We start from the raw sequence: 13,984 nt of genomic DNA, 5'->3' as shown, positions 1-13,984 counted from the left end.
TAACCAATTGACTTGAAATATTGTTCGACTAGCGGCTACAAATTTCCCGATATGGACACAATTTGCACTTCTTGTCATCCAAAGTTTGGTCGAACGGTACGGCAGGGTCGAACATTTCCTGGAGCAAGGCTTTCAAACCGTCTTCAAATTCAGCTAACATTGGCGTCGCATCGTCGACAAGAACACGATCCTTTTTCAAGCCAAACGTAAAGCTGTCATCAAATAGATTGACACGGTTCATTAAACCTGGAACGATCTTAACGGCCTCGGTCAGTTTCTTTGAATTTTTGTAGAACAACAGCGCATAAACCATTGTTTGAAACGCTGCCTTATTACGATCCACGTCTCGGTTCATCAAGTCGCGCACATCGCCGAAGAAACTGATGTCATCTTTACCAGTTTTATAATCGATCACGCGTATAACATTATCCTTCCGATCCGTTCGATCGATCGATCCGCTGATTAGCACTTCCGGATTTCCCTCGAGGTCAAGTCGAATAGCGTACGTATCTTTTTTACTTTCCACACCAAGTAACTCGAACGGTGCATACGCCTCATCTTTTTTCAGAATCTCGTGTGCGAATCGTTTCACTACTTCCCTTACGACAACGCGTTGGCCCTCATATTCAACCGCAGCTTCCGGATCGAGGTGATAGGTTTTCTTAAAAACATGATCAATCAACGCCTCAATAGTTTTTTCGGGATGATGAATATCCTCCTTCTCAATGAGGGCGTTTTTCTTCTGATCGATAAGGTCTTGATAGAATTTCTCCATCACACCATGTAAAAAATTTCCGAGCATGCGCGCATCGAGATCGTCTTCAACCTCACGTGCCTCGCGTATGCCAGCTACATACTTGAAATAGAAACGCAAGCGACATTCGATGTAATCGTTCATAGCCGTTGGCGACAATCCGTCTGACGCCGTACTCCCTGCAATAAATCGAGACAATGATTGAAATACGCGTTGATCTTTCACCACCGTAATCGCTTCCGATGGCTTGGGCTGCAATGCATTGTGCAGAATGCTGCGTTCACTCTTAACACCCGATTCGTAAAGCACTTGCTGGAGGTAGCGACTCATTTCTCCTTCACCCAAATCATCCGTTTCGGTCGTATAAAAAAGATGTACATTTTGTGCCCGCTGTAAGACTCGATAAAAAAGGTAAGCATACATCGCATCTTGATGATCCGGTGTTGGCAACCCGTAGGCGCTGCGTATGTTGTGTGGAATGTAAGAACCTTTACTCGCAAAGGAAGGAAATGCGCCTTCATTCAGCGACAAGATCAACACATTCTTGAAATCGAGATTACGTGTTTCGAGTACCCCCATGATTTGCAATCCACGTAACGGCTCACCCGTAAATGGAATTTTCTCGGCACGAATCAATTGTCTGAATAATCGTAAGAATGACTTCAGACTCTGCCGCTCTGATTTTGCCGTAACCTCTTGGTGAGATTCACTTTCTCCGATCACTTCCTCAATGCGGCTAATCAGTTTCAGAAAGTGCAAACAATACTCACGATCAATGTCGGTGAGAAATTTCAGATTGCCCAGTGCGACGATAATCTCACGAAGGTAATGAACCAGCGGCTTCACAATACCTTTGCCCGCGACTTCGTTCACCGGCACAAACATCAACTGATGTAACGGCGTGGTGGTGATCAAAAAACTTGACGGAATGCTGACCCAACTTTTATGAACGATCTCCTTCACTTTCGAACGGGCCCCGGCGGGGTCGGCTGCCACAACATAGGGATGCCCCAACAATGCTGTTACCGCACGGTGATTAAATTCATTCCCCTTCTTTATTAACTGCAATTCGATTAGCAGTTCAATCAAGTTGAACAGTGGCGTTGACGCCAATGGAAATCCCATGGTAACATTCAACTTTTCTACGGTCCCTGTTACGCTGTGCAGCACTGGCATCAGCAATTTTTCATCCGGTAGAACAATGACTGTATCTTCGGGAACGGCACCTTTGGCAAGAATATCCTTAACGATCTCGGCAGCCGCTTTAGCTTGCCCAACCGACTGTGACGCGCCAAAAAGCTTTACGTTACTGGTAGCATGATCGCCACGCATGTGGTTCAAAAAATTCGCTGGGATATCGGTATCAAAAGTTCGCTTGAGAACTTTGTGCTGCTCGTACTCGCGAAAGTATCTGCCTGCAACCTGCGTGTTGTTGTTAAAATAGTAAGCGTCTAAATCCCAGTGTACGTGTGCAACGCCGGCTTCAACAAGGGAGCTAATAATAACTTCTTCGGCTTTGGTTAATGCATTGAAGCCTGCAAAATAAATCGTCGGTGTAGCCGTGGCCGCTATTTTCAATTCCCCTGACTTGAATCGTTCTGCCACCGCGCGATGAACCATTCCATCGTAGGCATAGTTTGCGGATGCCAGCTCTTGTTTGAATGCATCATAAACTTCCGGAAGCTTGCGCCAAAGTGTTAAGAACTTTGCCTTATTCGCGGAATCCTTTTCATCAAAATTCAGCCAAAAACTTTTCAGAAATTCAATTTGCTCCGGCGTAAGAAAGTCGAACGTAGAATCTATTTCCTTTTGATGCGACAAGTCTTTAAACAAAAATCGCGCATCGACCATATACTTATCCACTTCTTCGAAATCACGAAGAAGCATTTCTCCCCAAAAATAAAATTGGTCGAACGATTCCCGTACTTGGTCGGCTGTGGTGATGGTCGCATAGACTTTGTGTAGCCTGTGAATCAATTCCAACTTATCAGGAACTTGCCAAGCAGAATAACCGCCAATAAAATCTTCGATGGTTAAAAACTTAGGGCTAAAAACTGGGCGATCGAGTTTTTCACTGAGGTATTTTCTAAAATAAAGTATGGCGCGGCGGTTTGGAAAAACCAACGTAATTCCATCAAGCGCGTGCCGATGTTTTGCGTAAATGCTTTCTGCTAATTCTTCCAGAAATGCCTTCATTGCTATAGTCCCAGACCAAGTTGTTGGTCGTCTTTCTTTTTAACTGCCTTAACTTTCTTCTGCACAACCGATACAAGCTCACCACTTTTTACATAGAGGAGGAAACCTTCCACTTCTGTAAAATTCATCTTCTTCAGTGTATCGATATAATCCAGTACTTGTCGCTGATCCGTTTTCTGAGGTTCGCCGGTTTTGAAATCAACGACCACAGCTCTTTTATTTCGTATCATGAGGCGGTCGATACGACTTTCGACGCCCGCAGGAAGAATGATCGGCACTTCAGTTCGAACTTCCCATTCTTTCGAAAACCAACTCGCGATCTCCGGATTCTTCAGCAACTCATCCAATTGATCCTTGAGATTTGCCTTGTCTGATTCAGCAATCATACCTTCGGCAACAAGATCATCAAACTTTTGTTGCATGTCTTCCGCATAATGCATACGCGACAAAATAGCATGCAAATGAATACCGTAGTTAATACGATCGCGTTGTGTAGACGTGCCTTGAAAAAATTCTTTCGCCGATTGTCGAATGACGAGTTTATCGCTCCACGCACTTGAGTGATAGTCCGACAAATGAATCATCGCTGCCGACGCTTCCGTTTTAGAATCCGCATAGGCCACTTGCGTCCCAACACGATAGAGCTGCGATTGAATATCGTAATCCTTTGCAAGGTTTTCGCTATCGATGATGCTGTTGTACAAGAGGTGCGGAATTTCGGTGACAGCCTTCGCCGTACCTTTCTTCCACGTTTCCTTCAATGGCGCCATCACCAACAAACCTACCTCTGCACGCGTCAATGCGACATATAATAAATTCAAATTATCTAAATACGAACGCGTAAACTCTTCGTCATAAAATTCTTTGAAGTAGGAATTTTTCAACCGGCTGGAATATTTTACTGGAATATATCCAGCTTGATTGAAAGGAGGCTCATTGGATTTCACCCAAAGTTTCGGCTCGCGCATATTTTCGTGATCTAACTTCCATGAACAGAATGGAATGATCACATATTTAAACTGAAGCCCCTTCGATTTATGTATTGTGAGGATCTGTGCACCATCAATATCGTCTGGCACTTTGATCACAACCTCGTGTCGTTTCGCTTCCCAGTATTCGAGAAAAGCACCGAGGTCATTTCGTTCGCGCGTTGAAAATTTCAATACAGCATCTTGAAATGCTTGCATATAGGCAAACTCACCAGATTGATGTTCAAGTTCGAATATTCTGATTAAGGCTTCGGTGAGTTCGAATAGTGGAAGTTTTTTTAAATACGCTTTTTGCTTGCCGAAAGATGGTGGCAATAATGAATCGAATACGGTCTGATTCGTAACCGAAAACATCTCCGTGAAGACGCGCTCTATTTTATGAATGCGATGATATTCGTAGGCAACTTCTGCGCGCGCGATATCGTCTTCCGGATTCAAAAGAAATCTCATCACCGCGGTGATCAATCGCACGGTGGCCGCACCATCGACGCGTAACGATTCATTGGACACCACGTCGTATTGATAATTCGGCTTCGCTTTATCCGAATTCTTGAAATCAATAAGATATTTTACAATGTCTTGGCCTTCTTCACGTCGACGTACCAGCAACGCAATATCTTTAAGACGCACGCCGGTATCTTGAAGTTTTTCCAACAATGCTGGAATCGACTCAAGGGCGGTTGCGCGCCAGTCATCATCTTTATTAGAATCGACAAATTGTACTTGTACAAATCCTTCATACGGTCGTGCTACCTGTTGTGCTACGTCTTGATATACACGATCACTAATGCTATTCGATGTTTCGCGCGACACAATAGCCGCCGCTGTTTTAAACAATGCATTATTGAAGTAAATCACCGCCGCAGAGCTACGATAATTTTTGTCCAGCAATTTTGGATCAATACGGTCTTTCCCGATTTGCGCTTCTACTTCTTCTTGGAGTAGCCGAAGGTCGCCACCACGCCAGCGATAAATTGCTTGCTTTACATCGCCTACCAACAAACTTCGATAACCCTGATCTAGGCTGTTCGCCAATAGCGGAAAGAAGTTTTTCCATTGTAAACCAGAAGTATCTTGGAATTCGTCGATCAAATAATTTCTATAAAATGATCCGACCTTTTCATATATAAAAGGAGTATCGCTGTCTTGGATTACGCCGTTGAGAAATTTCGGCGCGTCTGCGAGCAGCATCAAATTATTTTCGTTCTTATACTCACGAAGTTTACGCGACAAGTCTGCAATCAGCCCGAAGGAATAAAACTCATTCAGGGCAATCTCGGTAGAAACGGCTTTCACCAGGTTGGTCTTCGCATAATCCACAACCTCATTCAACACTGCGATGAGGCGTTCAGCGGCGAGGTTATTAATTGTATTGCGATGGGGCGACTTATCGCTACCCCAGTTGGCGCTTTTTTGGTACTCATTTGAAATACGTGCACCGTCTAACAAGTCTATGAACGCCGAGTTTAACGTGTTGTTCTCATATAGTTTTCGAAACACGTTGCTTACGCCGCCTGCCGCATATTTAAAATCCTTCGGTTCAAAACCATGCTTGTCGAACAGCCGCACCACCTCTCCTGCTTTTTCGCGAATAAATCCAACGTACTGGTTACGCGTCTTTAGCAATTCAGGAAGAAGTTTATTAAAGAAGTTCGGTTCGGTGATCTTCGTTTCTACCTCATCCTCGATGCTTTTATACCCCTCCTTGAAGATCTCCTTTGCAAAATCGCCAAGGCTTCTGCGGATATCCCATGCGCGTTCATTTTCGAGGTTGTCGAGCGCAAAACGCACCACCCATTCCGTGAGTTGTTGATTACTTCCAAGCTCATCGATCAGATCATCAATTACTTCCACCAGTACTTCATCTTGACTGATCTCGAGTCGGTAGTCACCGGCAAGTCCAGCTTCGCGCGTGAACGAACGAATCACTTTCTGAAAAAACGCGTCGATGGTGCTAATCGAGAACTGCGAGTAACCATGCAAAATAGCCTGCAGCACATCTAGCGATTGCTGTTGAAAGGAGAAGTCGTCGAGGTTGAGCTCGCGTTTGAGCTCTTCGGCCAAATCATCGGGAACACCATTTGCAAATTTGTTGAGATAACCGAGAATTCGATCCTTCATTTCCTGCGTCGCCTTGTTGGTAAAGGTAACCGCCAGAACGTGTTTAAATTCTTGAGACTTAAAACGCAAGGCTAGCAGCAAATATTCCTTTGCCAGGGTTCGGGTTTTACCAGAACCTGCAGAACTTCGATAGATGATGAACGGCTTAGACAAAGTCTTTGGAAGGATAATAAGTTGCGAAAATCGAAAACAACTTCGCAAATCTAAAATTATTCGGAAGCAAATCTTTTAACGTGAAAAACTTCGTAAATTGATTATACTTGTCTATGCTGCGAAAGCTCTATTTTTTAGCACCCCAGGTTGCATACTCCTTCCCTGTTCAGTTGTTGTTGAACAACTTCAAGCGTAATCATGTGTTGATCTTATGCTGGATCATTCTTTTTGCGATGATTACAGGAAGCTTTGGAAAATATTTAGGTATTCCCTACCTCTTTCTTGACCCTGAGTACCTCAACAAAGTAAACTTTACGAGCTTCTTCATCATGGGTGTTGCCTGTGCTGGATTTATCACCGCATTTCATATCACATGCTATATCAACGATGGTCACCGATTCTCCTTTGTAGGCACATTGCCTAAGCCTTTTACAAAATTCGCCATCAACAACAGTACGATACCAGCGCTGTTTATGGGGACGTATATTTATGAGATCATTCGTTTTCAAATCAACAACGAATACACAACGGGCAGCGATCTAGCCTGGAATCTTACAGGGCTAGTCACGGGTTTCTTCTGTATGACGCTGCTGTTTTTCGTATACTTCTGGCTCACCAATAAAGACATTTTTAAATATGTTGTCTGCCAGATCGATGAGAAGCTGAAGCAAAATGTAAAAGTGACGCGCGCGAGTGCGATGAAAAAACTCGATATCGCCCGGAAAAAGCAAGTCCACGTCGACAACTACATCGACTATAATTTAAAGATCAGAAAAGTTGAAGATTATCATTTCTACGATCGCGCAACCATCGTTCAAGTGTTCGACCAAAATCATTTCAACTTAGTGGTGATCGAATTGTTGATCTTGATCACGGTTATGATCCTCGGAATTTTCAAAGATTATGCTGCGTTCCAATTGCCAGCAGCGAGTAGTTTCATCATCTTCCTCACCATATTCGTCATGATGGCGGGCGCATTTTCGTATTGGTTTGGAGGATGGTCTGCAACTGTAGCTTTGATCCTTTTCCTCTTTGTAAACTACCTGGTTGGTGAAGATTATTTCACCAAGCGTTACGAAGCCTTCGGATTGAATTACCTGCGCGAACATGCCGAGTATTCTACACAAACCTTACAGCAACTCAACGACAGTGCACACATTGAAAAAGATCGACGGGCTACGCTGGTCATGTTAGAAAACTGGCGGGCGAAATTCGGCGCACAGGCAAAACCTAAGATTGTATTTTTATGTGCCAGCGGTGGCGGAAAGCGTGCTGCCCTGTGGACGCTAACAACGCTGCAGACAGCAGATAGTCTAACACAAGGTAAACTAATGAACCAAAGTGTTTTGATCACTGGCGCTTCTGGCGGACTGATCGGCGCGAGTTATTATCGCGAGTTGAAGCTGCGCGAAATAAAGGGAGAGCAAGTTCATCCATACTCAGTGTCACATCGACAGAAAATAGCAACTGACAATCTCAACCCATTAATATTTAGTTTGCTTGCCAACGACCTATTCGTAGGCTTTACGAAATTTGAGTATAGTGGCAATTACTACTATCGTGACCGCGGGTACACGTTTGAAGAGCAATTGAATCAAATCACCGAGCGCACGATGGACAAGCCAATTGCTGCATACGACAGCGCCGAACTTGCCGCGCAGATTCCGATGATCATTTTGACGCCCACCATTGTAAACGATGGACGTAAACTATACATCGCTGCACGCCCCGTAACATTCATGAATGCCGATATTGCCACGCTTCCCGGTTATCACGCATCCAAAGTGAGCGGCATTGATTTTCAAACTATTTTCGAGAACCACGGAGGAAGCAATTTGCGTTTCCTTTCGGCACTACGCATGAGCGCAACCTTTCCTTACATCACGCCAAATACCACGTTACCAACAAATCCTCCCATACAAATTATGGATGCTGGTATCTCTGATAATTTTGGACTCTCCGATGCCGTGCGTTTTATGTATGCCTATCGGGAATGGATAAGTGAAAATACATCGGGCGTAGTCATTGTTTCAATTCGTGATTCTCCAAAGCTTGCAGCCATTGCACCGAAGGCAAAACAAACGGTCATCGACGCTATCACACAACCCATCAGCAGCGTTTACAACAACTTCGAGAATTTTCAAGACATCACCAGCGACATGTTGATTAGTCATGCGGGCTCATGGTTCAAGCAACCTATTGATCGTGTCGATCTTCAATACCAAGCGGAAAGTTTCATTCCCATCTTGCAAAAGATGGACAGCATCCGTCAGAATAATTCACGTGCATCACTAAGCTGGAGACTCACGACTCGCGAGAAGCAGGGTATCGAAAACTCCATTCAATCGCGGGCTAACGAAGAGCAAATTCGAAGGCTTGTTCGATTGTTGGAATAGCGAGTATTCACTTTCGACCTTCGATTGTTTATCCATTCCGTAGGAAAACTTCATGCGGCTTGCCTTTGCGAAATGAATGGCCGCATTTGTATAACCATGGCCTTGAAACGTTTGCTGTTATTTTTGTTTGTAAGCCGAAAGGGTTAATGTTGCAGGTTTACTCGCTTTTACAACACGATTAACTTGTTTCATCCATGAATAGCCAACACCAGCTCGCTCATACGTTTGAATTGATCAAACTAGAACGGCAAGCTGACCTTGAATACTATCGTCAAAAAGTACTCCTTCGTTCACTGCAGCAACGCACGCAAGACGGAACGACTTGGTATCCGGTGAAACTAAAACGCGACTACATCGGCACGGGAGAGCGATTGATCATCGAGATTGAACGCACGAACCATTTAGAAAAACCACATGCTTTTCAAAGTGGAAAATCAGTGACCGTATTTTCAAACGCCGCGGGGAAACCACAAAAAGAAAACGTTCATGGTGTTGTGAACTATGTTCGCGACAATACGATGGTCATCACCGTGAATGGCGACGAATTACCTGAGTGGATTTACGACGGCATGCTTGGCATTGATGTAATGTTCGACGAGATGAGCTATCGCGAGATGGAATTTGCGTTGAAGGAAGTGATGAAAGCGGAAGATAACCGTGTGGCGGCGATCCGTGAAATTTTATTGGGAACGGCAGAAAGTGAAGTGCGTCGCGACGATGTTCCTGCACTTACTTTCTCTTCCATCTTAAATGAAAGTCAGCAGCGCGCGATTACTAAAATTATTGAAACCGCCGATGTTGCTTTTGTGCATGGCCCACCGGGCACAGGAAAGACCACGACGCTGGTTCAGGCAATTGCGATGACAATCAAGCAAGAGAAACAGGTACTCGTTACAGCACCGAGTAATGCAGCAGTTGATCTCCTTGCCGATAAGCTCAGCGAACAAGGATTGAATGTTCTGCGCATCGGGCATCCTGCACGCGTGACGGAACAATCGCTCAGTAAAACATTGGATGCACGCATCGCACAACATCAAAACTACGGCGAACTCCGTGAGTTGAGAAAGCGCATGGAGCAAGTTCGTTCGACGGCGCTCAAGTTCAAACGTTCTTTCGGCTACCACGAGCGGGAGCAGCGAAAGCAAATGCTACAGGAAGCAAAGTTATTAAAGAACGATGCCGACATGCTTGAATTCTATATCATCAACGACCTCCTTCAAAATTGCGAGGCCATATGTTGTACACTTGTCGGTTCCTCTCATCCAACGTTGCGCGGGAAGAAATTTAAGACCGCCTTTATCGACGAAGCTGGACAAGCCCTGGAACCGGCGTCATGGATTCCCATTCTCCGTGCCGAACGTGTCATCTTCGCAGGCGATCACTTGCAACTTCCGCCAACAATCAAGTCTAACGAAGCAGCAAAGTCGGGGTTAGCCGAAACGCTTTTTGAAAAAGGTATTAGAAAACATCCGGAACGTGCAGCCATGCTCCAAGTACAATACCGGATGCACGAAGACATCATGCAATTTTCTTCAGAACATTTTTACAAGGATGAATTGATTGCGCACGACTCAGTAAAGCGAAGAATACTCGCCGCGAATCAAGTCCCTGTTGAATTCATCGACACTGCCGGTGCCGGATATGCCGAAGAACAAGATCCAGAAACCCTCAGCCGTTTTAACAAAGAAGAAGCAGACCTGGTGATTCGTAAAGTTGAGAAGCTAATTCAAGAGATTGGTATTGAAGAATGGCATCAGCAAGGGTTCACTATGGGAATCATTACCCCCTATCGTGCGCAAGTCGACTACATCGTAAAATTAGCCGACGCTTCCGCCATTCTTGAGCCTATTCGTTCCTTGATCTCAATCAATACGGTTGATGCTTTTCAGGGACAAGAAAGAGACGTTATCGTTATCGGTTTTGTAAGAAGTAACGACAAGGGTGAAGTCGGTTTTCTCGGTGATATTCGTCGGACGAACGTAGCCATGACAAGAGCAAAGAAGAAATTGATCATGATTGGCGACAGCGCTACATTGGGTTCACATCCATTTTACCTTGCGCTACTCGACTTTGTTCAAGCGAAGGAATTTTATCGAAGTGTATTTGAAGAAACTTTTTAGTTTACCAGTGAAGACATACGCATGTTCAGCGACGACATTCTAAAGTTTTATAAATCATTAGAAATAACGGAACCCCTACCTGCTGAGTTGGATGTCATGAATCCATATCAAGACGACACGGCATGGTATTTAAGTTCGGCATTCTATAAAAAATTCTATGCAGACACCAATCGGCGGCGCTTAATCGTGGGCATCAACCCAGGAAGATTTGGTGGTGGGATTACCGGCGTTCCGTTCACAGATCCCGTGAAGCTCGCCGTTGAATGTGGCATTCCAAACGACTTAAAGAAAAAAGTAGAACTGTCTGCAGACTACATCTATGCAATGATTAATGCTTATGGTGGCCCAGCTAAATTTTACGCCGACTTTTACATCAGCGCCATCAGCCCCTTGGGATTTACCCGCGAAGACAAGAATCTTAACTACTACGACATGCCTGAACTTCAACGCGCGATTGAACCCTTCGTCATTCGCTGCTTTGAACAGCAACTTACATTCAATATTGATACGCGTGTTTGCTTCTGCTTAGGTGAAGGTAAAAACTTTCACTACCTGAGTGCCTTGAATACAAAACACAAATTCTTTAAATCGGTCGTACCCCTCGCTCATCCACGATTTATTATGCAATACAAACGGAAGATGGTGGCCACCTATATCCAATCATACTTGAAAGTATTGCAAGCAGACTATTGATGCCGTGTGTTTTTCGTCCGAATTCGAGCGTCTACGTTCACCATTGGTCGCCCAAAATTAGGCCGTATTGATTTTTGCTGTAAAAACGCTGTTTTAAAATGGCATCATCTTAGTATTGCTATTATCAACAGCATTAAGTAATTCTGTTTATAAACCTGGCCTATGCTACGCAACTTTCTTTTAATCTCACTTCGTAACCTGACGAAGAATGGTGTCTTCTCATTCATTAACATTTTTGGCCTAGCCGTTGGGATGACCAGCTGCGTGCTCATTATGTTGTGGACTGAAGACGAGAAGAGTTACAACCTTTTTCATGAGCATAGCGAGCATATCTACAGCGTTAAACGAAATGTGTTTGCGAACGATGAAATTGTTACCGATGATGCAATGCCACTGCCAAGCGTTGAAGCACTGCGAGCCGATGCGGGTATCCGGTACGTTGTGCCTACCGATTGGGCCGTCGATCATTTATTGAATTACAAAGATCAAAAGGTCATTCAGACCGGGATGTACGTTGGACAAGAATTCCTACAAATGTTCACGTTCCCCTTGCGCTCCGGTAGCATAGCCACCGCGTTGAAAGATCCATCGGCCATCGTGCTCACGGCATCAACAGCAGAAGCGCTTTTTGGAAAAGAGGATCCCATGGGAAAGGTCGTACGACTCGATGACATTCACGACATGACCGTAACCGGTGTATTGGACGATGTTCCTTCTAATTCTTCGTTATCATTTCATTATCTGATGCCCTTCTCGGCTTATGAAAATGCACAACCCTGGGTAAGAAATGTATCGACACAATGGGAGACCAATGCCTTTTTAGTTTACATACAACTTCACGATGCCGCCGCGATCAATGATGTCGCCAAAAGGAATAAGAATCTGATCAAACAAAATGCAACCGCTTCTTTGAGCGAACTGTATTTTCATCCATTGAAAGATTGGCGCTTGCTCTCGCGTTTTTCGAACGGACAACCTGTAGGCGGATCGATCGAGTTTATCAATTCGTTGATTATCGTTGGAGGCTTTATTTTATTAATTGCATGTATCAACTTCATGAACTTGGCAACAGCAAGGTCAGAGCGCAGGGCGCGTGAAGTGGGCATTCGTAAAACGATCGGTTCTATGAGAATACAACTTATTGCGCAGTTCATTTTGGAATCTATTCTCATCGCGGCCATGGCTTTCATTCTTGCTGTTGGATTCACCGAAATATCACTTCCTTTCTTCAACAACATCGTCGGCCGAGACCTGACCATTCCTTATGACAGCTTTACTTTTTGGAAGTATGCCCTCATCGTTGTATTTATTTGTGGCGTGGTCGCGGGAAGTTACCCTGCATTTTATTTATCATCTTTTTCTCCTGGGAAAGTTCTCAAAGGACTTACCGGTGGAAGACGATCTGCGTTACCGCGAAAAATTTTAGTTTCCTTACAATTTAGTTTTACCATTTTTCAAATTGTAGGTACGATTGTCTTTTATCAGCAAATTAAGCATGGCATGGAAAGATCACTCGGGTACGATCGCGATAACCTGTTGATGATCGATCAAACAAAAGATATTACAAAAAACATCACACCCATTAAAGAAGAACTACTAAGCCAGGGACTCATTACGTCGCTGACATCTTCTAATAGTCCGATCACTTCGTTATATGCACACATGAATGTGACATGGCCAGGGAGAGAAACGTCTACGAAAGCATCCTTTGCAACGGTAGCGGTATCGTACGACTACATGAAGACGATGGGAATTCAGCCGATCGAAGGTCGCGACTTCGATCCTGCACATCAAGATTCCGCATCCGTTATTATCAATGAAACAGCTGCAAAACTCATGAACCTGGAAAAACCTCTGGGCGAACGGGTACTTTGGGACGATAAAGAACTCACCATTGTGGGCGTCGTTCCAGATATCATGATGACTAATCCTTATGCGGCCGTAGATCCAACAATGTTCATCTTCGATCCGTCGTGGGTTTCGCACTACACGTTGCGTATTCCAAAAGGAAAAGATCTTCCGGAAACGCTCGCAAAAATCGAAACAATCTTTAAAAAATATAACCCAGCATATCCATTCACCTATGCATTTGCTGATGAACAATTCGACCAGAAATTCTCGACCATTCGTTTTATCGGCACAATGGCTAACATCTTTTCTTTTCTTGCCATCGTCATCTCGTGTTTGGGCTTGTTTGGTTTAGCTGCATTTACCGCAGAAAAACGCACGAAGGAAATTGGGATCAGAAAGGTTTTAGGCGCATCGGTGACCCAAATGGTGATGCTCTTGTCGAGGGAATTTTCCAAGTTGGTGTTCATTGCATTCCTGTTCACAGCGCCAATGGCATGGTTTGCTTTCAACATGTGGCTCAACAGATTTCCATATCGCATTGACATCCATTGGATGATCATCGCTGGGGCGGGCATCATTGCGTTGGCACTTGCCTTGATCACCGTAAGCTCGCAAGCCCTGAGAGCTGCCCTTGCGAACCCCGTAAATGCGCTGAAACGCGAGTAAAACCAACTTACAACGCTAGTCCTATGGGCTGAGGCTATCGCGAAA

The 13,984-nt window shown here is 44.5% G+C and carries 6 protein-coding genes; 4 read left to right on the top strand and 2 right to left on the bottom strand.

Translation table 11 applies throughout. The features are described 5' to 3' along the window. Positions 1 to 28: 28 nt before the first annotated feature. Positions 29 to 2,950 carry a PD-(D/E)XK nuclease family protein gene (locus tag DQQ10_RS14170; RefSeq protein ID WP_112747525.1) on the bottom strand — a complete coding sequence of 974 codons (2,922 nt, stop codon included), beginning with the start codon at positions 2,948 to 2,950 and terminating at the stop codon, positions 29 to 31. A gap of 2 nt (positions 2,951 to 2,952) precedes the next feature. After that, entirely contained in the window at positions 2,953 to 6,213 is a 3,261-nt protein-coding gene (locus tag DQQ10_RS14165) for a UvrD-helicase domain-containing protein (protein WP_133259651.1), read from the bottom strand. A gap of 113 nt (positions 6,214 to 6,326) precedes the next feature. On the opposite strand from DQQ10_RS14165, the gene DQQ10_RS14160 reads away from it, so the two are divergent. The 4 genes from DQQ10_RS14160 (at position 6,327) to DQQ10_RS14145 (ending at position 13,939) form a co-directional block, all read left to right on the top strand. Further along, positions 6,327 to 8,609, top strand: a complete 2,283-nt coding sequence (locus tag DQQ10_RS14160; RefSeq protein ID WP_245970416.1) for a patatin-like phospholipase family protein — start codon at positions 6,327 to 6,329, stop codon at positions 8,607 to 8,609. 194 nt (positions 8,610 to 8,803) lie between these two features. Beyond that, positions 8,804 to 10,729 (top strand): AAA domain-containing protein, encoded by a 1,926-nt coding sequence (locus tag DQQ10_RS14155; RefSeq protein WP_112747523.1) that lies wholly within the window; start codon positions 8,804 to 8,806, stop codon positions 10,727 to 10,729. A 21-nt stretch (positions 10,730 to 10,750) separates the two neighbouring features. Next, positions 10,751 to 11,422 carry a uracil-DNA glycosylase family protein gene (locus tag DQQ10_RS14150; RefSeq protein WP_112747522.1) on the top strand — a complete coding sequence of 224 codons (672 nt, stop codon included), beginning with the start codon at positions 10,751 to 10,753 and terminating at the stop codon, positions 11,420 to 11,422. Positions 11,423 to 11,584: 162 nt separating this feature from the next. Then, on the top strand, positions 11,585 to 13,939 hold the full coding sequence (locus DQQ10_RS14145; RefSeq protein ID WP_112747521.1) for an ABC transporter permease: 2,355 nt from the start codon (positions 11,585 to 11,587) through the stop codon (positions 13,937 to 13,939). Positions 13,940 to 13,984 lie beyond the last annotated feature (45 nt).

Origin of the sequence: Pseudochryseolinea flava (assembly GCF_003286915.1) — a bacterium.
In the GTDB taxonomy this organism is placed as follows: Bacteria; Bacteroidota; Bacteroidia; order Cytophagales; family Cyclobacteriaceae; genus Ohtaekwangia; species Ohtaekwangia flava.
The sequence above is the reverse complement of the archived record's forward strand: the minus strand, read 5'-3'. Positions and strand labels throughout refer to the sequence as shown.

Excerpts from the sequence above, each read along its gene's own strand:
- DQQ10_RS14170 (WP_112747525.1), bottom strand. The coding sequence starts at position 2,950 with ATGAAGGCATTTCTGGAAGAATTAGCAGAAAGCATTTACGCAAAACAT.
- DQQ10_RS14160 (WP_245970416.1), top strand. The coding sequence starts at position 6,327 with ATGCTGCGAAAGCTCTATTTTTTAGCACCCCAGGTTGCATACTCCTTC.
- DQQ10_RS14155 (WP_112747523.1), top strand. The coding sequence starts at position 8,804 with ATGAATAGCCAACACCAGCTCGCTCATACGTTTGAATTGATCAAACTA.
- DQQ10_RS14150 (WP_112747522.1), top strand. The coding sequence starts at position 10,751 with ATGTTCAGCGACGACATTCTAAAGTTTTATAAATCATTAGAAATAACG.
- DQQ10_RS14145 (WP_112747521.1), top strand. The coding sequence starts at position 11,585 with ATGCTACGCAACTTTCTTTTAATCTCACTTCGTAACCTGACGAAGAAT.